Origin of the sequence: Nocardia iowensis (genome assembly GCF_019222765.1) — a bacterium.
GTDB classification, from domain to species: Bacteria; Actinomycetota; Actinomycetes; order Mycobacteriales; family Mycobacteriaceae; genus Nocardia; species Nocardia iowensis.
The window spans coordinates 786042-811404 of the sequence record NZ_CP078145.1 but is presented as its reverse complement, the minus strand read 5'-3'; the positions used below and the strand labels follow the sequence as shown (position 1 = coordinate 811404).

20 protein-coding genes and 4 tRNA genes are annotated in these 25363 nt (G+C 67.0%); 10 read left to right on the top strand and 14 right to left on the bottom strand.

Going from position 1 to position 25363, the window contains the following annotated elements; all coding sequences use genetic code 11:
• Positions 1–76: 76 nt before the first annotated feature.
• Positions 77–721: a LysE family translocator gene (locus tag KV110_RS03855; protein WP_218473510.1), complete on the bottom strand. Its 645-nt coding sequence runs from the start codon at positions 719–721 to the stop codon at positions 77–79.
• A gap of 125 nt (positions 722–846) precedes the next feature.
• On the opposite strand from KV110_RS03855, the gene KV110_RS03850 reads away from it, so the two are divergent.
• Positions 847–1386 carry a class I SAM-dependent methyltransferase gene (locus KV110_RS03850; RefSeq protein ID WP_218473509.1) on the top strand — a complete coding sequence of 180 codons (540 nt, stop codon included), beginning with the start codon at positions 847–849 and terminating at the stop codon, positions 1384–1386.
• Between the two features lie 62 nt (positions 1387–1448).
• Here KV110_RS03850 and KV110_RS03845 read toward each other — a convergent pair whose 3' ends face one another.
• Positions 1449–2540, bottom strand: a complete 1092-nt coding sequence (locus KV110_RS03845) for a 3-deoxy-7-phosphoheptulonate synthase (RefSeq protein ID WP_218473507.1) — start codon at positions 2538–2540, stop codon at positions 1449–1451.
• A gap of 307 nt (positions 2541–2847) precedes the next feature.
• Positions 2848–3318: a carboxymuconolactone decarboxylase family protein gene (locus KV110_RS03840; RefSeq protein ID WP_218473505.1), complete on the bottom strand. Its 471-nt coding sequence runs from the start codon at positions 3316–3318 to the stop codon at positions 2848–2850.
• 180 nt (positions 3319–3498) lie between these two features.
• On the opposite strand from KV110_RS03840, the gene KV110_RS03835 reads away from it, so the two are divergent.
• Positions 3499–3663, top strand: coding sequence for a DUF5993 family protein (locus KV110_RS03835; RefSeq protein WP_218473503.1), 165 nt, complete (start codon positions 3499–3501; stop codon positions 3661–3663).
• Positions 3663–4292, top strand: coding sequence for a disulfide bond formation protein B (locus KV110_RS03830; protein WP_218473502.1), 630 nt, complete (start codon positions 3663–3665; stop codon positions 4290–4292). The genes KV110_RS03835 and KV110_RS03830 overlap by 1 nt, the downstream gene beginning before the upstream one ends.
• 15 nt (positions 4293–4307) lie before the next feature.
• Here the strand turns inward: KV110_RS03830 and KV110_RS03825 are convergent, their stop codons facing one another.
• Together KV110_RS03825 and KV110_RS03820 are read right to left on the bottom strand one after the other, a co-directional pair.
• The gene (locus KV110_RS03825) at positions 4308–5186 is read right to left on the bottom strand and encodes an oxidoreductase (protein WP_218473500.1); all 879 of its coding nucleotides are present in this window, start codon (positions 5184–5186) and stop codon (positions 4308–4310) included.
• A gap of 28 nt (positions 5187–5214) precedes the next feature.
• Complete coding sequence (locus KV110_RS03820) at positions 5215–8736, bottom strand: non-ribosomal peptide synthetase (protein ID WP_246634679.1); 3522 nt, start codon at positions 8734–8736, stop codon at positions 5215–5217.
• 204 nt (positions 8737–8940) lie between these two features.
• On the opposite strand from KV110_RS03820, the gene KV110_RS03815 reads away from it, so the two are divergent.
• A complete protein-coding gene (locus tag KV110_RS03815) occupies positions 8941–10557 on the top strand; it encodes a (2,3-dihydroxybenzoyl)adenylate synthase (RefSeq protein WP_393538165.1) in 1617 nt (538 codons plus the stop codon).
• Between the two features lie 55 nt (positions 10558–10612).
• On the opposite strand, the gene KV110_RS03810 is transcribed toward KV110_RS03815, so the two are convergent.
• A complete protein-coding gene (locus tag KV110_RS03810) occupies positions 10613–11929 on the bottom strand; it encodes a salicylate synthase (protein WP_218473494.1) in 1317 nt (438 codons plus the stop codon).
• Between the two features lie 100 nt (positions 11930–12029).
• A complete protein-coding gene (locus KV110_RS03805) occupies positions 12030–12794 on the bottom strand; it encodes a DUF2127 domain-containing protein (protein WP_218473492.1) in 765 nt (254 codons plus the stop codon).
• Between the two features lie 294 nt (positions 12795–13088).
• Here KV110_RS03805 and KV110_RS03800 point away from each other — a divergent pair, with 294 nt between their 5' ends.
• The 3 genes from KV110_RS03800 (at position 13089) to KV110_RS03790 (ending at position 17604) form a co-directional block, all read left to right on the top strand.
• On the top strand, positions 13089–15551 hold the full coding sequence (locus tag KV110_RS03800) for a glycerol-3-phosphate 1-O-acyltransferase (RefSeq protein WP_218473490.1): 2463 nt from the start codon (positions 13089–13091) through the stop codon (positions 15549–15551).
• Between the two features lie 37 nt (positions 15552–15588).
• Positions 15589–17022 carry an HAD-IB family hydrolase gene (locus KV110_RS03795; RefSeq protein ID WP_218473488.1) on the top strand — a complete coding sequence of 478 codons (1434 nt, stop codon included), beginning with the start codon at positions 15589–15591 and terminating at the stop codon, positions 17020–17022.
• 144 nt (positions 17023–17166) lie between these two features.
• Positions 17167–17604: a DUF6069 family protein gene (locus KV110_RS03790; protein WP_218473486.1), complete on the top strand. Its 438-nt coding sequence runs from the start codon at positions 17167–17169 to the stop codon at positions 17602–17604.
• 66 nt (positions 17605–17670) lie between these two features.
• Here KV110_RS03790 and KV110_RS03785 read toward each other — a convergent pair whose 3' ends face one another.
• The 7 genes from KV110_RS03785 to KV110_RS03755 form a co-directional block, all read right to left on the bottom strand.
• Positions 17671–18372, bottom strand: coding sequence for a polyprenol monophosphomannose synthase (locus KV110_RS03785; RefSeq protein WP_218478153.1), 702 nt, complete (start codon positions 18370–18372; stop codon positions 17671–17673).
• Between the two features lie 280 nt (positions 18373–18652).
• Positions 18653–18838 carry a hypothetical protein gene (locus tag KV110_RS03780; RefSeq protein ID WP_218473485.1) on the bottom strand — a complete coding sequence of 62 codons (186 nt, stop codon included), beginning with the start codon at positions 18836–18838 and terminating at the stop codon, positions 18653–18655.
• A gap of 178 nt (positions 18839–19016) precedes the next feature.
• The gene (locus KV110_RS03775; protein WP_246634335.1) at positions 19017–20270 is read right to left on the bottom strand and encodes a PucR family transcriptional regulator; all 1254 of its coding nucleotides are present in this window, start codon (positions 20268–20270) and stop codon (positions 19017–19019) included.
• 551 nt (positions 20271–20821) lie between these two features.
• Positions 20822–20895: transfer RNA gene (locus KV110_RS03770), tRNA-Phe, on the bottom strand.
• Positions 20896–20953: 58 nt separating this feature from the next.
• Positions 20954–21027 (bottom strand) — tRNA-Asp (locus KV110_RS03765).
• Positions 21028–21056: 29 nt separating this feature from the next.
• A tRNA-Glu gene (locus KV110_RS03760) sits at positions 21057–21129 on the bottom strand.
• Between the two features lie 95 nt (positions 21130–21224).
• Positions 21225–21890, bottom strand: coding sequence for a TetR/AcrR family transcriptional regulator (locus KV110_RS03755; RefSeq protein WP_218473483.1), 666 nt, complete (start codon positions 21888–21890; stop codon positions 21225–21227).
• An 860-nt stretch (positions 21891–22750) separates the two neighbouring features.
• Between KV110_RS03755 and KV110_RS03750 the strand changes: the two genes are divergently transcribed.
• From KV110_RS03750 to KV110_RS03740, 3 genes are all read left to right on the top strand, one after another.
• Positions 22751–22823: transfer RNA gene (locus tag KV110_RS03750), tRNA-Lys, on the top strand.
• Between the two features lie 193 nt (positions 22824–23016).
• A complete protein-coding gene (locus KV110_RS03745; protein ID WP_218473481.1) occupies positions 23017–23610 on the top strand; it encodes a DUF937 domain-containing protein in 594 nt (197 codons plus the stop codon).
• Between the two features lie 283 nt (positions 23611–23893).
• Positions 23894–24865, top strand: a complete 972-nt coding sequence (locus KV110_RS03740) for an acyl-ACP desaturase (RefSeq protein ID WP_218473479.1) — start codon at positions 23894–23896, stop codon at positions 24863–24865.
• Positions 24866–25363 lie beyond the last annotated feature (498 nt).

Below are 25363 nucleotides of genomic sequence, written 5' to 3'. Positions count from 1 at the left end.
CTGTCAACTGCCCGTGACTGGCACACGACCGCGGCAAACGCCGAGTAGCCCCGTCAGTGGTGTGCCGCTCGCGGCCTCAGGCCGGGGTTGGGCGGGCGCGATCCGTCGCGACCAGGACGGCGATGGTGCCGAGCATGGTGCCCATGAGGTAGCGCTGGGCGCGGAGCCAGAGGGGTCGTCCGATGAGGAAGGAGGTGACGCTGCCCGCGCCGAGGACGATCAGGCCGTTCACCGTTAACGCCACGGCGATCTGTACCGCGCCGAGGCAGAGGCTCTGCAACCAGACTTGCCCGTGGTCGGGCTGGACGAACTGCGGGATCAGTGCCATGTACATGATCGCGATCTTCGGATTCAGCAGGTTGGTGACGAACCCCATCATGAACAGTCGCCGGGTGGGATCCGCGGGCATGGCGGCGGGCGCGAAGACCGACACTCCGCCCGGACGTAACGCCTGCCAGGCCAGCCACAGCAGGTACGCGGCTCCTGCCAACTTCACTGCCAGATACAGACCGGGCACCACCGCGAACACGGCGGTGATCCCCACCGCGGCTGCCACCAGATACACCCCGAACCCCGCGGCGACACCGCCGAGCGACACCAACCCGGCCCGCCGCCCCTGCGCTACGGTCCGCGAAATCAGATACATCATGTTCGGCCCCGGCGTCAGCACCATTCCCAACGCCACGGCCGCTACTCCGAGCACCGCCGCCATCTCGATCACGCTGTCGATCCTCACCCGCCCGGGGTCGCCGCGTCTCGGTCCACTTACAGGTTGCTGGCCTCACGCGCAGCCTGCTGTCGATCGATAGCGCGGACACCGCGCCGGGTTCGTCGTACATTGCGGGGATGGTTGATGACCAGCGGTTCGCCTGGATGGTCGACATCATGGATGTGCGGCCGACCGACCGAATCCTCGAAATCGGTCCGGGGTCGAGTAATTCGATCGCCTACCTGACCGCAAAGCTGGACGGTGGGCTCGTCGTGGGTGTCGACCGCTCCGCCACCGCGATCGCCCGCGCCACGAAACGCCATGCCGCGCTGATCGATTCAGGACAGTTGCACCTGGAGCAGGCCGAGCTGGCGGACCTTGACCCGCAGCGGCTACTCGACCGGATCGGGCCGGGCGCAGCGGGTTTCGACAAGATGCTGGCCGTCAACGTCAACGTGTTCTGGACAAAGCGTCCCACCGCCGAACTGGCACTGATCCGCCGATTGCTCGCACCCGGCGGCACGCTGTACCTCTTCTACGGCTACGGCACCCCCGCGGCCGCCACCAGCCCGAAGCCCGCCCCGGGTCGTCTGAACGAATACCTGTCCGAAGCCGGATTCGCCGTCGAAATCGTCTCGTCCGGTGACCTACTCGGCGTAGTCGCCACTCCCGGGTAACTCCCGCATTTTCAGCCTCCCGCCCGGATCATCCGCGCGGGAAGCTGAAACCGGAACGGCGATCAGGGATTACGACGACGCTGGACCGCGTCGGCCAGCCGGTCGAGCTGACGGGCGGTGGTGTCCCAGTCCAGGCAGGCGTCGGTGATGGACTGGCCGTAAGTGAGTTCGTCGGCGTGGCCGAGGGTGAGATCCTGCCTGCCCGCGACGAGGAAGCTCTCCAGCATCACGCCGACGACGCCGGGTTCGTTCGCGGCCAGCCGCGTCGCGATGTCGGTGACCACATCGACCTGCTTGTTGTGGTCCTTGTTGCTGTTGCCGTGGCTGGCGTCGACAACGAGCCGCTGCGGCAGCCCGGCCTTCTCCAGCCGAAGGCACGCCTCGGCGACCGACGCCGCGTCGTAGTTCGGGCCAGCGGTGCCGCCGCGCAAAATGACGTGGCAGTCGGGGTTGCCGGTGGTGCGGATCAGCGCGGCGCGCCCGTCCAGGTCGGTGCCGGGGAAGACGTGGCTGGCCGCCGCGGCACGGACACCGTCCACGGCGACCTGCACATCGCCGTCGGTGCCGTTCTTGATGCCGACCGGCATAGATAGCGCGCTGCTCAGCTGGCGGTGCACCTGGCTGGCCGCGGTGCGGGCGCCGATGGCGCCGTAGGAGACCAGGTCGGCGATGTACTGCGGGGTGATCGGGTCGAGGAATTCGCAGGCCACCGGCAGGCCGAGCGCGGTGATGTCGACCAGCAGCTTGCGGCCGAAGCCGAGGCCGGTGTTGACGTCGAAGGAGCCGTCCAGGTGCGGATCGTTGATCAGCCCCTTCCAGCCCAGGGTGGTGCGCGGCTTCTCGAAGTACACCCGCATCACCACGTGCAGCCGGTCATCGAGCTCGGCGGCCTTGGCGGCCAGGCGGCGGGCGTAGTCGAGGGCGGCGGCCGGGTCGTGCACCGAGCACGGGCCGACGATCACCATCAGGCGGTCGTCGACGCCGTTCAGCACGTCGACGGTGGCCGCGCGACCCTTACGGACCGTATCCGCGAGCGGATCGGTGATCGGGTGCACGTGGCGCACCTCGGCAGGTGAGCGCAGCGGGCTCACGCTCAAGGTGCGTTGATCATCGAGATCGGAGTGCCGCGCGTCGACGTCGGCTGCGGTAGTCATGTCGTGGGTTCCTTTTCTTCGGCCGACCCACGGACGTGAAACCCGTCGAGCCGGTCCAATCCGGCTCGGGGTGGAATGTCGTCAGCGCAGGCGGTTGCCGCAGACCAGCCCACCCAGGGCCGGCTTGCTAAACCAGAAATACACGCGCTGCACGTCGGCGACTGTACCAGGCATGTACCAAGCGATGAATCGACCGTGCCGCATGCCACAGCGCGGGCCGGTCGGCCTGCCACGGTGCGCGCCGACCGTCATGCCGGTCGCCCGGCATGACGTCGTTCGCTCCCGAGGCATCGCTGACGTGGTGATCTCAGCCCCACTGACCCGGCACGTAGTCACCGGCCGGAGTGCGGGCGATGACGTTCATCCGGTTCCAGGCGTTGATCATCGCGATGGCGGCGATCAGGGCTGCGGTCTGGTCGTCGTCGTAGTGCTTGCGCACCTCCTGCCACACCTGGTCACTGACACCACGGCCGTCGCCGATCCGGGTGGCCTCCTCGGTCAGCGCGAGCGCGGCGCGCTCGGCCTCGGTGAAGACGGTGGACTCGTGCCAGGCGGCGATCAGGTTGAGCCGCACCGAGGTTTCGCCCGCGTGCGCGGCGTCCTTGGTGTGCATGTCGGTGCAGTAGCCGCAGCCGTTGATCTGGCTGGCGCGAATCTTGACCAGCTCGTAGGTGGCGGCGGGCAGGGTGGAGTCGTTGATGACCTTGGAAGCCATGGTGAGTCGCTTGACGAAGCTGCCCGCGACGGGGTTGGCGTAGAGGTTGATCCTGGCGTCCATGATGGGCCTTCCTAAGTGGTTGTTCTGTGTGTTCACAGAGAGGACGACACGGACCGCCGATGTGTGACTCGAATGTTGGAGTGACCTGTCTCTCACTTCCCCTGCGGGATCGTCAGTGCAGGTCAGGGCGCGGCGTGTCCAGGGCGAGCGTCGCAACACCCCAGGTAATGTCCGACCGCTATGGACACGCTCATCTTCGGCGGGTTGCTCGCGGTCTTGGTCGTCCTGTGCGGGCAACGTTCCCGGCGGGTGGTGCTCGGCGCTTGGTGGGTGCTGTTGATCGCGACGATCCTGCTGATGGCCCACCACATCACCAGCGGTCTCGGCCTCGGATTGAACTACTGATGGCCACCGAGGCCGTGCCGGCCCGCGCGGCGGGAACCGTTGCCGGACAGCTCCAGTACTGGCTTGCCGTCATTTTCGTGGTCGGCTGGACCGGGGTGATCTGCGGCGGGCTCGGCGTGCAGTTCGGCAGCTGGGACTATCCGTGCCCGCTGTGCATGGTGCAGCGCATGTTCATGGCCTTGGCCGCGCTCGGCGCCGCGGTCATCGTGCGCAAGGGCATGACGGGAGCGGTCGCCGCCCGCGACTACGCGATGGGCTGGGGCCTGGCCGTAGTCGGCTGTGTCGCAGGCGGATTCACCTCCTGGCGGCAGACCATGCTGCACATCCTGCCCGGCGATCCCGGCTACGGTGCGCCGGTGCTCGGGCTGCACCTGTACGTCTGGGCGTTGATCCTTTTCGTCGCCGCGATCGCGACCGTCGGTGCGGTGCTGTCGTTTTCGCACAGCACCGCCGCGCGGACGATCCCGGCGAGGCCGCATCGGATCATCGGGCTGATCGCGCTGTGGTTCCTCGGCATCGTGCTCGCGATCAACCTGGTGTCGGTCTTCTTGTTGGAAGGCTTTCACTGGTTCCTGCCGGACGACCCGAGCCGGTATCAGTTGTTCTACGACCTGCACATCCTGGGCTGACGCAGCAGGCGCGGCCTACTTCGTGAAGTGGTAGGTGACGCCGGTCAGCTTCTCCGACAGCTCCCACAGTTTGCGGGCGACGCCCTCGTCCCGCGACGCCTTCGACGAGCCCGAGACACCCGGATAGCCGCGCAGACCGCGCCAGCTGGTCGGTCCGTAGTAGCCACCCGGCTCGACCTGCGTGGTCGCGGCGTACAGCGTTGGCAGCGCGCCCATTTCGGCACTCTGCGCGATCAGTTGATTGCCGAGCCGCATCACCGTGTCCAGGATCGACTCGGTGTGCGACTGCAATTCGGTCGACGCGTAGCCGGGATGGGCGGCGACCGAGAGCTTCGATGAGCCCGCCGCGGTCAACTTGCGCTGCAACTCGTAGGCGAACATCAGGTTGGCCAGCTTCGCCTGTCCGTAGGCGGCCCAGCGCTGGTACTTGCGCCGCTCCCAGTTGAGGTCGTCGAGGTCGATCTTCCCCATGGTGTGCGCGCCGCTGGCGACGGTGACGATCCGCTCCGAAATCTTGTCCAGCAGCAGGCCGGTCAATGCGAAGTGACCGAGATGGTTGGTGCCGATCTGCATTTCGAAGCCGTCGGCGGTCCGCAGCTCCGGCAGCGCCATCACACCGGCGTTGTTGATCAGCACGTCGGCCCGGTCCGTCGCCTCGGCGAAGGCCCGCACCGAGGCCAGATCCGCGAGGTCCAGCTGCCGCACCGTCGCACGCTCGCCCAGCGGCGCGGCCACCTGCTCGCCCTTGGCCACGTTCCGGCAGGCCAGCACGACCTGCGCACCGGCTCCCGCCAGCGCGCGCACCGTGGCCGCCCCCAGTCCGCTGTTCGCACCGGTCACGATGAACGTGCGACCGGTCTGGTCAGGCAATTTCGAGGTGTCCCACCGGCTCATACCTGCGAGTCTAAGCCGAAATACCGGCTCACATCTGGGCCAGCACCTCGTCATCACTCATCGCGGCGACCTCGAGGTAGAGCTCGGCGACGGCGGCCAGGCGGTCGGGGGTGCCGAGTTCGGTTTCCCTGGCCACCAGCCGCTGCGCGAGGTCGGCGACGGTGCGGCCGATCAGGAGATCCGCGACCAGCGCGTGGTCCACGTCGAGCCATTCGCGCACCCGGGCGATGGCCGTGGTCGCCAGCACCGAATCGCCGCCCGCGGCGAAGAAGTCGTCGTGCACGCCGATGCGGTCGATGCCGAGCACTTCGGCGACGATGGCGACCAACGCGGCCTCGAGCGGTCCGCTGGGGTTCGCGTCCAGCGCCTCGGTGGCGGCCGGTTCGAGCAGGGCCAGTACGGCGCGCCGGTCCAGCTTGCCGTTGTCGGTCAGCGGCATTCGCTCGAGTATTTCGATGCGCGTCGGAATCATGTAGCTGGGCAACAGATCCGAGATCGCCGCGACGATCTCCTCGGCAGTGCCGGTGGCACCGGAGACGGCGGCAACCAGTTTCGGGGCCTCCGCACCGACCACCGCGGCGACGGCGTGCCGGACTCCAGGGGCCGTGCGCAATCCGCTCTCCACTTCACCGAGCTCCACCCGGTAGCCGCGGATCTGCACCTGATGATCCGCGCGGCCGAGGAATTCGATGGTGCCGTCGGGCCAGTACCGCGCCATGTCGCCGGTCCGATACCAGCGGATGTCGTTGTGCACGACGAAACGTTCGGCGGTCCGTTCCTGGTCGTTGCGGTACCCGGCGGCGACATTCGCACCGCCGACCCAGAATTCACCGGGCACCCAGTCCGGGCAGTCCCGACCGGCCGCGTTGACCACCCGGCAGCGCACGTTGCGCAATGGCACGCCGAACGGCACGGTCGCCCAGTGCTCCGGCGGGTCCGTGACCTCGCAAATGGTGTTGTGGATGGAGGTTTCGGTCGCACCGCCGAGTCCGGCGAATCGGCAGCCCGGCACCTGGCGGGCCAGCCTGCGCGCCAGCTCGGCGCCCACCCAGTCGCCGCCGAGGGTCACCGCGCGCAACGAATCGCCCAGCCGGTCGCCGCCGACCTCCAGGATCATGTCTAGCATGCTCGGCACACAGTTGAGGATCGAAACCCGATGCTGGCGAAGCAGTTCCACCCATGTCGTCGCTTCGGCGCGCTGGTCGGCATCCAGCGCAACCACGGCGCCGCCCACCGAGAACATGCCGAACATGTCGTAGACCGAGGCGTCGAATTCCAGCGCGGACAGCGCGAGTACCCGGTCGCTCGCGTCGACCTCGAACCAGATGTTCACCGCGTCGATGGTGTTCATCGCGCCGCTGTGCGGCACCTCGACACCCTTCGGCGTGCCGGTGGAACCGGAGGTGAACAGGACGTAGGCGATGGCATCGGTAGCGGGAAGCACGGGCTCCCGCAGCGGATTCGGATGACTTCGCGCCGCGGACAGCGGCAGGCAGGTGATCTCGGGGCGTCCCATGTCCGCACCGTCGACGGTGAGCGCCGCCACCACATCGCCGGTGCGCAGAATCTCCGCCCGCCGCCCGACCGGTTGGTCGAAGCCGATCGGGACGTAGCAGGCACCGGCGGCCAGCACACCGAGCACGGCCAAGATCTGGTCGGGCCCCTTCGGCAGCTGTACCGCCACCGCCTGCCCTTGGCGCACTCCGTTGTCCCGCAACGCACCCGCCACCGCGAGTGCCTGAGCGGCCAGCTCACGGTAGGTCCAGCCGCCGTCGACGCCGCCGAACTGCCACAGCACCGCCATGGCATCGGGGGTGGCTACCGCGTGCTCGAAAAAGCCTTCGTGCAAAGCGCGTCCGCTGACCGGCCCGTCCGTGGCGTTCACCGCGGCCCGCACCGCTGCCTGCGAAACCGGCAGCCGCACAGCGGCTTCGGCGCCCCACCCGGCCTCGCCCGCACCGAGCCTGCCGATCGCGTCGGTGTAGCTGGCGAACATCGCGTCGATCATGCCCGCCGGGAAGGCCGATTCCCGGACATCCCAGTTGAGCAGCAGACCGCCGCGAACCTCGGTGACCTGCGCGTCCAGCAGCACCTGCGGACCCTGCGAAATGATCCAGACCGGCTCGCCGAAGGTGTCGGTGACCGAGGTGGCGAACAATTCGCCCAGGTTGAGCGCGCTGGTGTAGACAATCGGGGCGAGCACCGGCTCGCCGCGCTGCCGCCCGAGATCCCGCAGCACCTCCAAGCCGGAATAGGCGGTGTGCGCGCCACTTTCGTGCATGGCGCGCTGTAACGCCTTGGCCCGCTCCGCGACCGTCACGTCGGCGCTGACATCGACCTCGAGCATGATCGATGAGGTGAAGTCGCCGATCACCCGGTCCACGTCGGGGTGCACCGGTTCCCGATGGAACAGCGGCACATTCAGCAGGAACCGGCTCTGTGCTGACCAACCGCCGATGGTCTCGGCGAACACCGCGGCCAGCGCCATCGCCGGGGTGATCCCGCGCGCATGGGCCGCGGCGAGCAGGCGCTGCTTCGCCTCCGGTGCGAGCCAATGGTCGTATCGGACGGTTCGGTGCGGGTCGGTGCGCTCGCTGACCGGAATCGTCGGCAGCTCCGGCGCTCCGGGCAGTTCGGGCAGTCGCTGCTGCCACCACTGCCGGTCGGCCTCCCACGCCGCGGTGTCCACCGGGCGTTCGGTGCGGTAGCGCCGATAGCTGTAGCCCTGCGGCGGCAGCGACGCACCGTGGTAGAGGTCGGCCAAGTCGGCGATCAGCACGCGATAGCTCATCGCGTCACCGGCCAGCATGTCCACATCGAGGTGCAGCCGGGTTCGATCGTCGGCGAGCAGGGTGAGCGTCACGTCCAGGACCTGGCCGTCCTCGACGGCCAACCGCTGATGCGTCTTGGTGTCGCGCAGGCGGGCCAGTTCCGCCTCGGCCGCGTCGGCGGCCTGCCCGCGCAGATCGACCACCGAGAAGACGGGACGACCGGGCGCGGGCATGGTCTGCTGGGTGCCGTCCGGCAGGAACCTGGTGCGCAGCATCGGGTGTGCGGCGACCAGGTCGTCGACTGCACTCGCCAACCGCACGGGATCGACAGCGGCGCCGTCGAATTCGACGTAGAGATGGGCGGCGACACCGCCGAGATCTTGCTCGTCGGAGCGGCCGATCCAATAGGCGTGCTGCATGGTGGCCAGCGGGAAGGGTGCGGATTCGTCCTCGGCTGTGGCGGGCACGTCCGATATTTCGGCGGCGCTGCCGTTCGCGGAGCCGTCGGCGGCGCTGCCGTTCGCCGAGCCGTCGGCGGCGCTGCCGTTCGCCGAGCCGTCGGCGGCACCGAGCAGGCGCGCCCACTCGGCGACCGTCGGAGCGGCCGCGAGCTGGGCGAAATTCACCTGGGCGCCCTGCTTGCGCCAGCCACCGGCCAGCTTCATCGTGCGGATGGAGTCCAAACCCAGCTGGATGAGGTCCGCGTCGTCATCGATCGTGTCGACGGCGACGCCGAGGTGCTCGGCGATCGCGGCGCGAATGGCGGCGCGCGCGATCATCGGCCCACCCGCTGTGCGTTCCTTGCGATCTGCCCCGTCCCCCGGTCGCTGTGCTGGCTCCATCTGGTGCTGTCACTCCTTGGTTGCCGCCGGGACCGGCGGATCGAGACTGCTCAGCCGTAGCATATCGCACTGAGATAGGGTTGCCTTACCTATGTTCAACAAGCTCGGCTCGAGTTATCTGTGAGGCAGACCGTGACTTCGATACCCACCACGTCGTCCACGCATCGTGACGGCTACGTGCCCTTCCCCGCCGAAGCCGCCGACGCCTACCGAGCCGCCGGCTATTGGACCGGCCGACCGCTGGACGACCTGCTGCGCGAAACCGCCCGGCGGCATCCGCACCGGCCCGCGCTGCTCGATGCCGACGGCGCACGCAGCTATGCGTGGCTGGACGCGGCCGCCGATCGGATGGCGCACGGGCTGCTCGCGCTCGGGATCGCGCCCGGTGACCGGGTGGTGGTGCAGCTGCCGAATGTGCCGGAATTCCTGACCGTGCTGTTCGGGCTGCTGCGGGCCGGAATCATTCCGGTGCTGACGCTGCCCGCGCACCGGCGGGCCGAAATCGAGCATCTGGCCGCGCTTTCCGGCGCCGTCGCCTACATCGCCGTCGACCGGCTCGGTGATTTCGACTACCGCGAGCTGGCCGCCACGGTGCGGACAGCGGTGCCGTCGCTGCGCCATGTGCTGATCCTCGGCGAGGCCGGATCCGACATCGAACTGAATTCGGTACCGCGCGAAGGTGGTTCGCTCCCGGCGATCGACCCGAGCGATATCGCGCTGATGCTGGTCTCCGGCGGCACGACGGGACTACCGAAGCTGATCGCCCGCACGCACGACGACTACCTGTACAACGCCACCGCGAGCGCCGAGGTGTGCGCACTCACCGAGGACGACGTCTACCTCGCGACGCTGCCCGCGGCGCACAACTTCCCGCTGGCCTGCCCCGGCATCCTCGGCACCGTGAGCGTCGGTGGCGCGATCACCTTCGTCACCGATCCGAGCCCGGAGAGCGCCTTCGCCGTCATCGAACGGCACCAGGTCACCGTCACCGCCGTGGTCCCGCCGCTGGCCCAGCTGTGGTGTGCGGCAACCGAATGGGAGGAAGCCGACCTGAGCTCGCTACGGCTGCTCCAAGTCGGCGGCGCTCGGCTGGCCGAGGTGAACGCCCGCGAGGTCACTCCCGCACTCGGTGCCACCCTCCAGCAGGTGTTCGGCATGGCCGAGGGACTGCTCAATTACACCCGGCTCGACGATGCGGCCGAACTGCTGCACACCACACAGGGGCGAGCACTGTCCCCCGCTGACGAGATCCGGGTGGTGGACGCGGACGGCAACGATGTCGCCCCGGGCGACGAGGGCGAACTGCTCACCAAGGGCCCGTACACCATTCGCGGCTACTACCGCGCGCCCGAGCACAACGCTCGCGCCTTCACTCCCGACGGCTACTACCGCAGCGGCGATCTGGTGCGCAGGCTGCCGAGCGGACATCTCGTGGTCTCCGGCCGGATCAAGGACGTCATCAACCGCGGCGGCGAGAACATATCCTGTGACGAGCTCGAGGAACATCTGCTCGCCCATCCGGCCGTCCGGCACGCCGCCGCCGTCGGACTGCCCGACGCCGCGCTCGGCGAAAAGGTCTGCGCCGTCCTGGTTGTCGACGATGCGATGCCGACCCTGGCTGAGATCAAGACCTTCCTGACAACGCGCGGCCTGGCCACCTACAAGCTCCCCGACGTGTTGCGCCAGGCCACCGAACTCCCGATCACCGCCGTCGGAAAGATCGACAAGAAGGCCCTGCGGGCCGTTGAGAGCGCCTGAATGCCGACGGGCGGCGCATCTTTCGATGCGCCGCCCGTCGGCATCGATCAGGTCGTTACTGCGCCCGCACCACGTAAGGCGCGATGCAACCGAGCTTTTCGCAGGTCTCTTCGAATTCCCGCTCCGGCCGGGACTGCCCGACGATGCCCGCGCCTGCACGCAGCCAGGCACCCTCGGTCGTCTGGTAGACCGCGCGCAGCACCAGCGTCGCCTCCAGCGCACCGGTAGGCGAAACGGTCACCACCGCACCGGAATACAGCCCGCGCGGGTCATGGTCGAGGCGGAATACCGAGTCGACGCCTTCGCGCTTGGGGATCCCGGACGCGGTGACCGAGGGGAACAGCACCTCGACCGCGTCCCAGCTGGATCGATCGGCGGCCAGCTTGCCCTGCACGGTGGAGGCCAGATGCTGCACGCTGCCGCGTTCGCGCACCGCCATGAAGTCCGAGACCACCGATGTGCCGGGATCGGCCACCGAGCTGATCTCCGCGAACGACGTCCGGACCGAAATCGCGTGCTCCACGATCTCTTTGGGGTCGCTGATCAGATCTTCCCGCGCCGCCATGTCGACCGCCGCACCACGGCCGAAGGCACGCGTGCCCGCGAGCGGTTCGGTGGTCACCACCCGATCGGCGTCGACGGCCGCGACCAGCTCCGGGCTGAAGCCCGCCGCCTCGAGCCCGCCGAGCCGCAGCAGGAACGACCGCGCCGGGGTGTTGTGCGCGCGCCCGAGCCGATAGGTCGCGGGCACATCGACCACGAACGGCAGGTCGACCTTCCTGGACAGGATGACTTTCTGGTAGCGGCCCGCCTGGATCTCGCCGACGGCCTCGGCCACCCGGTCCTGATAGCCGGTCGGGTCGAGCCGGACATCCGCCGGATATGGCTGCGGCAGTTCGGTTTCCTGCGATTCGGCGATGAGGTCGTGGATGTCGCCGGTCTCCGCCGGGGTGGCGCCGGACACCCGGATGCCGAATTCGCCGACCCGCACCTCGATCCGCGGAATCATCAACTGCACCAATGTGGTCCGCGGTTCCAGGTACTCGGTCGCGTCGAACGCCCAGGCGCAGAACTCGAAGCCGATCCAGCCGTAGGCATTCCGGCCGTCGAGCGGCAGCGCGGCGAGTGCGCGGTCGACCACGCCCGCCGGGCGGCCGTCCCATTTGGTCGTTGTGGTCTGACCCGCCCAGGTGACCCGCAGTTCCTCGACGTCCAGTTCGATCCCGCCGATCGGGTCGGCCGCGAACACCCACTCACCCGGACGCTCGTACATCACGTACTCGCCGAACCGGTCCGCCCCCGCCAGCCGGGACATCGCTGCCGCCGGATCGGTCACATACTCCACCCGCAAGCGTTCGTCCGTGGTCGACAACGATCCTCCAAAGTTCTAGCTGTCCCAACTTGGAGGTAAGGTTAGCATTACCTGATTAGCGCGGTACTGTGCGTGCAGACACAGCCCAGGCCGCACATGATCAGGTAGCCGGGACAGCCAGTGCCGACCGTTCGACGCTCAGCAAACTCTCCGCACTATGTTCCGCGTGATAGGCGGCGGCGCCACCGCGCAGGCCGAACAGCCGCTTCGAATAGAGCAGCCAGACCACCGCGGCAACATTCACCACCAGCGCGCCGATCCGCAACGCGGTCACCTTCTCGGTCAACTCGTAAATCTCCAGCGGCAGAAACAGACTCGTCGCCACCACCGCGAAATACTCGCCCCACCGCTTCACCAACCACAGGCCGAGCGCCTCGATCCCCTGCAAAAGCGCGTAAACGAAGATGCCGATGGCCACCCACAGCAAGGTCGTGTTCGACAGTGAGAACGCCTCATCGATCAGATGCACGATCTTGGACCGGTCGATATCCCAGCCGATCTGGTCGGCGAACGGGCGCAGCAGTGGCAGATCCTGATCGAAGGCGGCCCGCATGGTCTCCCGCGACGAACGGAACTTCACCACCCCCACCGCGGCGACCACCAGCAGCAGACCGCGCAGCAGCCGCTCGATCGCCAGCGCGCGCATCAGCCAGCGATCCCGCAGCAGCCGCCCGCGCGGCACCTCGGGCGCGTGATCGGCCGGACCGGACCCGACCGGCTCACCAGGCACGAAGGTCCCGCAACGCAGGCACCGCCACGCCACCCCCGCCACGGTGTCCACCCGCAACCGGTCGGCCAGGTCCGGCTCATCCGGTGCGTAGGTGTAGTGACCGTGCCAGCCGCACGCGCGTAAGGCCCAATCCATCTGCGCAGCGTAATTCGCGCACGCGGTGGAACGCGGGATTGACCTGGTGCCACGCGCCGCCCGCTTGATCCCGACAACTGATGATCCTGTCCGCCGCAACGCCTTATGATCAGGCAACAACCGATCCTGTCTAACGCAACTGCTGATTACGCGAGAACATGGGTAACTCAACGGGCACGGGCTAACCCGACCCACTCCTAACCGCAGGTCGCCAACGCAACCCGTGACGGCACCCGAGTCTGGCTTGAATACCCGGAGAGGCGGAACAGGATCGTCAGGCGGAGGGACTAAGTCATGATCGAGCACCGTGGCGGATTGCCCGCGGATATCCAGCGAGCGTCTGCACCGGGATCGGTGGTGGCGCTGGTCGACGCGGTGTCCGGGGTGGAGCGCGAACTCATCGGAAACTGGTTGACCGAGGGCGGAATCGCCAAGGAATTCGGCACCGACGCCCCCATCACCCAGTTGGATCTGGACGCGGGCGCCGTCGCTGCCCGACTGGTCGGCAGGCACGACGACCCACTCGTGGTACCGGTGCGGGTGCTCTGGCTGCCGCCCGAACGTGACGGCGTTCGCCGGATCACCTTCGCGGATTTGGCCCTACTCACCAACCCGCGCAAGCCGAACCGGCTGGCGCAGCGCAAGCTGGTCGGCCAACCCAACCGGCACGTGGTACTGACCGGGCAGCCCGCGCTGCTCAGCGAGTTGCGCACGAACCACCCGGAAGCGGCCGCGCTGGTCCGCAAGGGCACCGCCGAGCCGTTCGCCCGCGCCATCGTGCGCGCCGCGGTGGTGGCGCTGGAGCGGGCCGAACGCACCATCATCGGCGACCGCTACAAGGTTCCGCGACTGGTCGCCGAGGAGATCCTCGACTCCCCCGACTTCGTGCGCAGGCTCGAGCTCATCGCCGACCAGATCGGGGCGAGCCCGCACGAGGTGTATCGCCGCGCGGAGAAGGCGTTGAACGAACTCGTCGCCGCGCAAAGCAGATTGGTCTCCGATCTGTTCACCCAGGCGATGCGGCCGGTGCACGCCTCGACCTGGAAAGTGGACTCCGACGATTCGGGGCTGGCCGCGCTGCGTGACCTCAATCGCCGCTACCCGCTGGTGTTCCTGCCCTCGCATCGTTCCTACGTCGACGCGTTCGTGCTCGGTGACGTGCTGGCCCGCAATGACTTTCCGCCGAACCACGTGATCGGCGGCGCCAATCTCGGCTTCTGGCCGATGGGACCGATCGCCCGGCGCACCGGAACCGTGTTCATCCGGCGCAGTTTCGGCGACGACGAGGTGTACAAGGCGGTGGTCGAGGAGTACTTCGCCTACCTGCTCGCCAAGCGATTCAACCTGGAATGGTATTTCGAGGGTGGCCGCACCCGCACCGGCAAGCTGCGCCCGCCCCGCTACGGACTGCTGAATTACCTTGCGGCAGCGGTCCGTGCGGATCGAGTCGAGGACGTCATGCTGGTACCGGTGTCGATCACCTACGAGCGGCTGAACGAACTCGGCGCCATCGCCACCGAACAGGTCGGCGGCAAGAAGAAGCCGGAGGGACTCACCTGGCTGGCGCGCTACATCCGGAGCCAGCAGCATTCGGCCGGGCATGTGTATGTGCGGTTCGGCGCACCGCTTTCGGCGCGCGATCGGCTCGCGGCGCACGGCGATCCGCTCACCACGCCGCCGCTGACCATCCCGCTGCACCGCACCGAACCCGCGCCGCCCGGACGTACCGAGACCGGGCAGGGCGAGACCGAGGCGCCCGAGATCGCCGAGTTGGAGCGTAAGGCCGTGCAGCGGTTGGCGTTCGAGATCGCGGTCGGCATCAACACAGTCACTCCGGTCACGGTCAACGCGTTGGTCACCCTCGCGCTGCTCGGCGTGCACGAGCGCGCCCTGACGCTGGGCGAGGTGCGTACCGTGCTCGCGCCGGTGCTCGGCTATATCGAGAAGCGCGATCTGCCGCACGGTGAGCTCGCCGCGCTGTGCGACGACCAGGGGCTTGCCGTTGTGCTGGAACAACTCTCGCTGGCCAAGGTGGTGACGGTGTATCGCGGCGGGCTGGAGCCGGTGTACTCGATCGAGGCGGGCGCGCACCTGGAGGCCGCGTTCTACCGCAACAGCGCGGTGCACTGGTTCGTCAACCGCGCCATCCTCGAACTGTCCATCCTGGCCGCACTCGACAGCGACGGCGCGGACCAGCTGAGCACCGGCTGGGACGAGGCATTCCGGCTGCGTGACCTGCTGAAGTTCGAGTTCTTCTTCCCCGAGCGGGCCGAGTTCGCCGAGCAGATAACCGCCGAGATGCTGCTGCTGGATCCGCAGTGGCGCAGCCACACCCGGGACAACACCCTGGGTTCGGAGGTGATGGCCAAGCTCACCGACTCCGGATTCATGATGGCGCACCGCGTGCTCCGTTCGTTCTTCGACGCACAACTGGTGGTCGCCGAACGGCTGGCCGACCGCGACCCGGCGGCCGAACTCGACCGCAAACAGTTCATCGCCGAATGCGTTTCGGTCGGCAAGCAGATGATGTTGCAGCAGCGGCTGCACAGTCCGGAATCGGTTTCCACCGAATTGTTCACCAGTGCACTGAAACTCGCCGACAACTACGGCCTGCTCGAACCGGTGTCCCACGATTCGGCCAAGCGCAGGGCGGAACTGACCGAGCGCAGAGTGGAATTCGCGAATCGGCTGCGCGCCATCGGTGCCCGTATCTCGCAGGCGGCCGCGCTCGATCCGTCCAATCGGGCGACACGGTGAGGCGGAGTCCTGAACCCCGCTACCCACAGGAGGTTCCATGACGGTGCCCAGTGCCGATCTCGAGGCCGCGATCGCCGCGATCCGTTCCGGGCCGCAAGGTCCCGGGGTCGCCGCGATCTTCGACTTCGGCGGCACCGTCGTCGACGGATTTCCGCGACGCGGCCTGTTTCGGCGCCTGTTCCGCCATCGTGACACCGAGACTGTCCTGCTCGGCGGCATCCGCAACGGCACCACCGACGGCGCGTACGGCCGGTTCCTGCACCAGCTCACCGATGTGCTTGCGGGCAAGCCGGAGGGCGAACTGGACGCGCTGGGCGTGCGTCTGTTCCGGCGTGCCGTCTACGGCCGCCTGTATCCCGAAGCGTGGCAACTGATCCGGACACACCAGGCGGCTGGACACACCGTGGCGCTGGCCAGCTCACTGACCCGGTTCCAGGTGGCGCCTATGGCATCCGCGCTGGGCATCGAGCACATGCTGTGCACGCCGATGGCGGTCCAGGACGGCATCCTCACCGGGCACGTCGATGGGAAGACGTTGTGGCGCAATGGCAAAGCCGAGGCGGTTCGCGAATTCGCCGCCGACAGCGGCGTGGATCTGGCGCGTAGTTACGCCTACGCCGACAGCGCCGCCGATCGCCCGCTGCTGTCCCTGGTCGGTCGACCGGTCGCGGTGAATCCCGATCAGCAGCTCACCGCGATCGCCGCGGAACAGCAGTGGCCGACACTGCGCTTCCACCCCCGACAGCCGCCCCGCCCGGCCGACTATGCCCGCACCACAGCGGGATTCGCCGGACTGCTCGGTGGCGCGTTCTATGGCGTCGCGGTCAAAGCGCCGACCAGGGACCGCAGGCAGATGGCCGACGCGCTGTTGGCGCACGCGGCAGGCAACACCCTGCGCATCGCGGGCGTGCGGCTTCGGGTGACCGGCGCCGAGCACGCGCGCGCACCACGGCCCGCGGTGTTCCTGTTCAACCATCAGAGCCAGTTCGACATCATCATCGTCCCCGAGGTGCTCGGCGGCGGCGTCACCGGCATCGGCAAGAAGGAGCTCACCCGCAACCCGATCTTCGGGCCGCTCATGCGCTTCGTCGGCGTGACCTTCATCGATCGGTCGAGCACCGACAAGGCCAAGGCCGCGCTCGCACCGGTGGTCGAGACGCTGCGCAACGGCTTGTCGATCGCCGTCGCCCCCGAGGGCACCCGCTCTTACACGCCGGACGTGGGCCCCTTCAAGAAGGGCGCGTTCCACATCGCCATCCAGGCGGACGTGCCGATCATCCCCATCGTCATCCGCAATGCGGGCGAAATCTGTTGGCGCAACTCGATGGTCGCGCGCAAGGGCACCGTGGATGTCGCGATCCTCGAACCCATCGATGTGCGCGATTGGGATCCGAACGACATGGGCGACAAGGTGGCCGCGGTCCGTCAGCTCTACCTGGACACGCTGCTGAATTGGCCGAAGCCCGACTGACCGACGCGAACCCCGGCGCAGCGCGCCGAATTCCATTGCCGCTGAGTGATTCAGCCCATACCACTTCGAATTGACCTCAACAATTGTTCAGGTTTAACGATGTTCTCAGTACCGAAGCACACAGCTGCTGATGAGGAGAACATCATGACCGCCATCCAGGCCACCACCCCCGCCCTGCGCATCCCCGCCGTCAACCGTCCGGTCGCGATCATCGGCAGCGTCGCTGTCGCGGTCGTCGTCAACCTCGCCGTCTGGCTGCTCGGCGAAGCCGCAGGCGGCTCGTTCGAGGTGGTCGAGAAGGGTGTCACCAACTACGTCGGGGGCGTCGGGGTGATCCTGTCCTCCGCGGTGCCGCTGTTGATCGGCATGACCCTGGCCGCGCTGATCTCCTACCGCTGGGTGGGGGTGCTGCGGGTGGCTCAGGTCGTCGGCAGCGTCCTCGCCATCGCGACCATCGGCCTCACCGTCTCGGCCGCGTTCGATACCGCGAGCACCGTCGCCTTGTCCGTCATGCACGTGGTGCTGGCGCCGGTCCTGGTGATCGGACTGGAAGCGATGCGACGTGGACTGACCGCCAACTGAAGCACCCCCGAATGCCGCAGGGCCCCACATCCATCGCGGATGCGGGGCCCTGCGGGGCGTCGGGGTTCAGACGGAGCGGCCGAAGAGCAGCTTCCACGGCATCAGCGCCGATTCCAGCTGCACCTTCAGGCTCATCTTCGAAGCACCCAGGGTGCGTTCCTCGAAGCGGATCGGCACCTCGGCGATCTCGATGCCCTTCTTGACCGTCCGGTAGTTCATCTCCACCTGGAACGAGTACCCGTTGCTGCGGATCGAGGCGACGTCGATGGCGCGCAGCGTGTCCGCCTTCCACGCCTTGAATCCGGCGGTGGCGTCCTTCACGTGCAGTCGCAGGATCAGGTTCACATAGAAGTTGGCCCACGCGGACAGCGCCTTGCGGTACCACTTCCATTCGGCGGCGGTGGAGCCGCCGGGCACATAGCGCGAGCCGAGCACGACACCGGCGTCGGTGGTCGTCAGCTTCTCCAGCATTGCCGGAATCACCTCGGCCGGATGCGACAGGTCGGCGTCCATCTGGATCACCACATCGGCGCCCTCGTCGAGCGCCCGGGTGATGCCCGCGATGTAGGCCCGTCCGAGACCGTCTTTCTCGGTCCGGTGCAGCACGCCCACCACATTCGGCAGCTCGACGGCCAGCTTGTCGGCAACGTCACCGGTTCCGTCCGGCGAGCTGTCGTCGACCACGAGCACGTGCAGGTCGGGCACCGGCAGCGCGGTCAGCCGCTCCACCGCAACCGGCAGATTCTCCCGCTCGTTGTAGGTCGGCACAACAACGGTAACCCTCAAGGGTCGCCCTCCCTGCTGATCCTGGTCCAGCCCGCAGCCACGACAGGACCCCGAGCATTCGTCTGATTTCTGAGAAACCGTACTTGATCGAACTGAAGGAGGCTCCCCCGCCTCTCCGGGCCTCAGGCCAGGCTCAGGATGCGCTCGAGCAGCGTTGGCGACCGGCGGCGGGGTAGTGGATGAGTGAGCTGGTACCCGACGAGTTACCCATGTTCGCACGAAATCAGTAGGCACGCAGGAACACTGCTAGTTGCCAATTCGGTCACTCGCCATCATCGCGCCATGATTTATCCCCTGCATCCGCCTGCGCATTGCGCGCCTTGACGATCTCCAGCGCCCGCTCCGCGGTCGCCTGATCCGGATACGGCCCCATCCGATCCTGGAACCAGCACTGCCGCCCCTTCTCGGCCCGCTTGTGCTTCAAGCAGTAATACCAGCGCTCAGCCATACCCCCAGCATCCCATCCGCGCCGCCCGCCCAGGGCACTTTCCAAGGTCAACCGCCGCACTTGCCATCCCACAAGCCGCCCACCCACGTCCGCCGCCCACCCGAGCGCCTTTGGCTGCCGCGAGCGGGACATGACAGCGGGCCTACTCGCGATTTGCCGCAGCCAGGTCCCGCTCGGGCTATGACCCTGGTTTGCCGACTACCGAGAGGCGGGGCTCGGTGGCGGGTGGGACGTCGTTTTCGCGACGTTCGGCGCGGTAGGAGCGGGCTATCAGGGCGGAGCGGAGGTACCAGAGGCCGGAGGGTTGGGCGGGGTCGAAGCCGGTCAGCTGGCCGATCCGCTTGAGCCGGTAGTCGACCGTGTTGGTGTGCACGTGCAGGAGACGCGCGGTCCGCTGGCGGTTGAGGTTGTTGCCGATGTGGATTTGCAGGGTCTCCAGCAGTTCGGGATGCTCGTCGAGGGGCGTCAGCGCCGCGCCGAGGTGTTCCCGGCCGGGACCCGGCCGGGTGAGCTGGTATTCGAGGGCGAGTTGCTCGAATCGGTACAGGCCGGGCACCGACTGCAATCTCTGAACCATGTCCAGCAGTTCGTGCGCCTGGTCTACCGCGCGCGGAATCTCGTCCGCTGTCGCCGCCACGACTGCCGCGGTGATGCCGACCTGCGCCGCGTGCGAGAGACCGTCGACGAGTTCGTCGAGTGCCGTCTCGCCGTGCGGCTCGACGGGAATGAGGATCGTGCCACCGTCGACGCTCAGCAGCGAAAGCGCCTGGCCCCCACACCGAGCCGCCAGCTCGGCCTGCGCGCGGCGCAGCTTACGGCGGGCCACCACCTTTCCGTCGACGGCCGGGTTGCGTTCGTCGCTGTGCCGCGGAATGGCCACCGCCAGCACCAGATACGACTCCGCGATGGCAATGCCGCATTCGCGGGCCATCGTCGACGTCGGATAGCCGCCGAGCAGCGCCGAGGTCAGCGTGTGCACGGCCGTATGGTGTTCGCCGACAACCGATCGCAGTTCCCGGAAGTAGGCGCGCGAGATCGCCGTGGTCAGCGTGTCCAAGATCTCGATGTTCGTCTGCGACCCCTCGACGAAGCTGTCGAAATCCTTCACCGTCAGTTTCGACACGATCAACGCCATGCCCATCTTGAACCCCTCATGGATGGCATGCAGCACCGTATCGATCGGCACCCCCTCCCGCGCCCACGCCGCGGCAGCCTCCTCCACCTGCCCCAGCTTCTCCGGGATGTTCTCCCCATCCAGCATGCTCGCCGACAGCTCCAGGCAAACCCGAGTGATCGTCGTGATATCCCCGTTGATCGCGTCCCCCGGCATCGTCCCGCACGGCACCACGTTCTCCACGAAATGCCCCACCATCTGCCGAGATAAGGCTCGAAAGTCCCGCAACGGCGCGGACATCACTGAACTGTCGACCATGACAGCCCCTTTCCTCGGAACTACCTGAACCTTCGATTCACACTAACCACCCAGTAACCGCCCCATCCCCTTACCAGCGGATTTGTGAAAAGAAAGCCCCCCAGCAACCCATCCCCTGTGACCAATCACAGTCCCAACGCTCCACCCAAGAGAGTTGACGAACCAACCCCTACCGATCGGGAGGCGCCTCGCACAGCGACGATTCGAATAGCGAAGACCGTCAACCGGACAAGAAGGGCTTCCCCACGGGCACACGACACTCAGGGCAAACGCCGCCGAAAAGCGCGCCCCGTCAGGGGTACGCGCAGCGCAAAGCACCGCCGAGCGGGTTCACAACAGGGGGAAGATTCGGCGCGCAAACCCCCAACCAGCGAGTCCACAACGGCCAGACATTCGGAAGGCGAAGCCCGCCGAACGGGCACCCGTGGGACGGAGGGGGTTCGGGGGGCGAAGCCCCGCCGAGCGGGGCGTGGGGGTTGCACCCCCACAAGAAACGAACGAAACGAGCCCCGCACGCGCATTCCGCGTGCAGGGCTCGCCTACGAGTGGAGTGGCCAGGGCCGGGATCGAACCGGCGACCTTCCGCTTTTCAGGCGGACGCTCGTACCAACTGAGCTACCTGGCCGCAGGCACCCGAGTTGAATGCCATACGCGAAACGCCGGATTGCTCCGGCGCTCACTTGCGACCCTGACGGGACTCGAACCCGCGACCTCCGCCGTGACAGGGCGGCGCGCTAACCAACTGCGCCACAGGGCCTTGCTGTGCTTCCAACGATCCGAAGACCGTACCCCCTACGGGATTCGAACCCGCGCTACCGCCTTGAAAGGGCGGCGTCCTAGGCCGCTAGACGAAGGGGGCTCGTCTCCGGATTTCTCCGGAACCGGCTTCAACGGCTGTCCGTTGGGAGCCCGGTTAGCTTATGACAGACCGGACTCGATTCCCAAACCGGCTGGTCAGAGTCCCAAACTGAGCTCCTCGAGGCGCGCGTGGGTGCGCCAGCCATCGTTGCGGAACTTCTCGGTCCACTCCGGGGTTGCCATCGATTCGATGATCACCTCGAGCGCTTCCTCGAAGCGGGCCCGCAGATCGATGCCGCTGCCGTGTGCGTCGATCATGTATCGCTGGCCGGCCAGCGCGGCGGTCAGCGTGCGGGTGAACCGGTCGGCGTCCGCGTCGGCGCGCAGTTGCCCTTGGTCGATGGCGCGGACCGTGAGCGCGCGGGTGGCGCGCCCGAGGATCCGGCCGCCGCCGGTTTGCACGTCCCGGTAGAAGTCGGGCTCGATGATCAACCGGTATTCGGCCTGCACGATGATGTCGTGCTCGAGCCGTAATGCCATCTCGTCGATCATGCCGTGCATGATGTCCAGTGGTCCGAGATCCGTTCGGCCGACCCAACGCTCGGCCGAGGCGCGATAGCGTTCGACCGCCGTCTCCAGTACGGCGCGCGCGAGATCTTCCTTGGAATCGAAATGGAAGTACATGGCGCCCTTGGTGGCACGCGACCCTTCCAATATGCGGTTGAGCGATGCAGCGGCATAGCCGCTCTTCCCGAACTCAACGGCGGCGGACCTGATAATCGCCGCACGTGTCCGGCGGGCCCGCTCTTGCTGCCGTGCCATGCTCGAAACGCCTCCGAAGCCTACTCGCCGCCAAACAGCCACCCCCAAAGGAACGGGCCCTTGACGCGAAGTTATGAGTTTTATCAATACTTCAAACCGGGTTTTCGCCCAGTTTCAAACTTTCGGTACGAAAACTTGCGAAAAACCTGAAACACACCAGCTGGTATAGTTTTCCTGCCCGGGTGCGCCGCAGGGGGTGCGCACCCGGGTATTTCTTCGTCTCGGATCTGCCTCCCGCGGCGTCGTCTCCAGGTGAGCCACGATCGGCCGGACCGGTCGCGACACGTTCGGGCACATCAACGATAAGCCGAATTCCGAATCACCGGACGAGTCGGCGATTCTTCCGGAATTCATCAAGTGGTTACCGTACCCGGAAACCCCATCCGACACGCGGCAAACCGACGAGTCAGGTAACTGACCGAGCCGGTTTACTGTTACAGCAAACATCGCGCAACCAAGCTTCCCTGTCTGCTCGAGCCCCCAAATCGACAGCGTCCCAGCGTCGTTCACCCGAGTCGACCGGCCGACCGGAACACCGGCCATCGCCCGCAGCCCGCCCGCTCACCCCACCGGCGTGCGCCCCCGAGCTCGGGCCACTCACCCCCCGCAAATCCAAAGACATTGCTAGCCAACATGTTTCGATGATATCCAAATCTTCGTTCAATGAACAAAGTTGGGTACCAAATGTTTACCCGCAAGATCGCGTCCCACGCATCCCGCGTTACTAGGCGCGACAACAAGTCTCGGCGTCAGGTTGCCACTACCCGCCGACACCCGCGATCGGCGGGACACCTATCCCGCGCCGCGCCGCACTCCCCCATTTGGGTCATCGCGCCGCGCCTACTACACTGGCCCACCGCGCCCCTATAGCTCAGTTGGTAGAGCTACGGACTTTTAATCCGCAGGTCGTAGGTTCGAGCCCTACTGGGGGCACACCCATCGGGCGCCCGGTCTCACCGGGCGCCCGCACTCGTTTCCTCGGGCTATTGCACGCGCCATCGCGACGTTCATACTGACAACGCGCCCCCGGCGCGCGAGACTCGAAAGACCACACTCCATCCGGGCATTCCCCTACTGTGAGCGCGACACGGGCGATCCCGGGTCATCCCTCGACAAGGCGGAGCTGATGACTTCCTTCGATGATTTGCTCTCCCAGGTGCCCATCGCCCAGATCGCCGCGAAGCTCGGCGTCGACGAGAACACCGCGACGACCGCGGTCCAAGCGGCGCTGCCCACGCTGCTCGGCGGGCTGCAGGCGAACGCAACGAAACCCGAAGGCGCCGCCTCGCTGGTCGGTGCGCTGGACAACCACGGCGACCTGGTCGAGGGCGAGGGTGCGGTCGACATCGACAAGGTCGACGTCGCCGACGGCTCGAAGATCGTCGAGAACGTTTTCGGTGACGAGAAGAACACGGTGATCAGCGCGCTCGGCGCGACCGATGGCACCGGCGGCAGCGACCTGATCGCCAAACTCATGCCGATTCTCGCCCCGATCGTGCTCGCCTACCTGGCCAAGCAGATGACCGGCGGCAGCGGCAATACGGCCACGCAGCCGCAGCAGCAATCCGACGGCGGCGCACTCGGCGATCTGCTCGGCGGCCTGCTCGGCGGCAGCAGCAAGAGCGGTGGCATCGGCGGAGCGATCGGCGAGGCACTGGCCAAGAACGCCGGTGGCGCACTGGGGAACGTGCTCGGCGGGCTCTTCGGCGGAAAACGCTGAGCGGGGCGGCTCATGCGTTTCACCTCGGCATGTGCGGTGCGGCACGCCGAGCTAACACTCTCCGGCCGGTCGCGATATTCCCCTCGCTGCGGGCCGAAGTCATACACTCGAGGGTGGGCGCCGAACGCCGACGAGGGCGTATGACGTGCATCACGGGGCATGAACGGGCAATCGGATGCGCTTCGCATCACACCTACGGTGCCGTAAGGTATGGCCGCACGACATCGGTCTACCTTGGGGGGATGACCTGCACGACCGGACGCACAGACTGAAGGGTTCATACATGGCAAGGGATCTGACTCAACTCGAGCTTCTTACGGAGTTGGAGCCGGTTGCCGCAGAAAACGTCAACCGGCACTTCTCTTTGGCAAAGGAATGGCATCCGCACGACTACGTCCCGTGGGATGAAGGCCGCAATTTCGCCGCACTCGGGGGCATCGATTGGGACCCGGAGCAGTCCCGGCTGGGCGAGGTCGCGAAGGCGGCCATGATCACCAACCTGCTGACCGAAGACAACCTGCCCTCGTACCACCGCGAGATCGCCGAGAACTTCTCGCAGGACGGTGCCTGGGGCACCTGGGTGGGTCGCTGGACCGCCGAAGAGAACCGGCACGGCATCGTGATGCGCGACTACCTGGTGGTCACCCGCGGCGTCGACCCGGTCGCTCTCGAAGAGGCCCGGATGATCCACATGACCAACGGCTTCGCGTCGCCGACCGAGGCCGACGCGGGCTTCCTGCACTCCGTCGCGTACGTGACCTTCCAGGAACTAGCCACCCGAGTCAGCCACCGCAACACCGGCAAGGTTTGTGACGACCCGATCGCCGATCGCATGCTGCAGCGCGTCGCCGCCGACGAGAACCTGCACATGATCTTCTACCGCAACATGTGTGGCGCGGCCCTTGACCTGGCCCCCGACCAGACCATCGAGGCCATCACGCTGATCCTGGAGAACTTCCAGATGCCCGGCGCCGGCATGCCGAACTTCCGCCGCAACGGCGTCCTGATGGCCAAGCACGGCATCTACGATCTGCGCCAGCACATGGAAGAAGTGGTGCAGCCGGTGCTGAAGAAGTGGAACATCTTCGACCGCGAGGACTTCACCGCACGCGGTGAAGCCTGCCGCGAGCGGCTCGCCGCGTACCTCGACAAGCTCGGCAAGGACGTGCTGAAGTTCGAAGAGCAGCGCGACCGGATGCTCGCCCGCGAGGCCGCCAAGGCCGAACGCCAGATGGCAGGCAGCACCGCGAGCTGAGCTCGCACCCGATACACCTAGAGCCGCCGCCCGGTTACCCGGGCGGCGGCTCGCGTATGTCCGGCTAACGCCGAGTCCAGCTATTTCCTACTTCGAAGGTTTATTGCGTCGAAGATTCGCTTCGACGCGATAAACCGGCAAAGGGCCACTCACTTCATAGGCCCGCTTACTTCAACGGACCCCGCATTCCGCGCCGTCGCGCTGTTCGAGTTGACGAACGCATTCGCCTTGTAGATGTCGCCCTGCTCGAAAATGACCTTTGCGGTGACCGGCAAGCTGCCCGATGGTATTGGACTCGACCGGGTAATGAGTGGATATCTGCTCGGCCTTCCGCTCGTCGGCCGCTCGTGCAGTTTCGTTCGGCAGAATCGCCGCGTGCCGACCCGAGAAACCCGGCCTATGCGAGAGCGCTGCGGTCATCGGATTCGGGCGGCTCGGTCCTACCCGGACGACCTTGCGGTTCCTACCGTGAATGCACGACGACGGCGTCGGATGGGA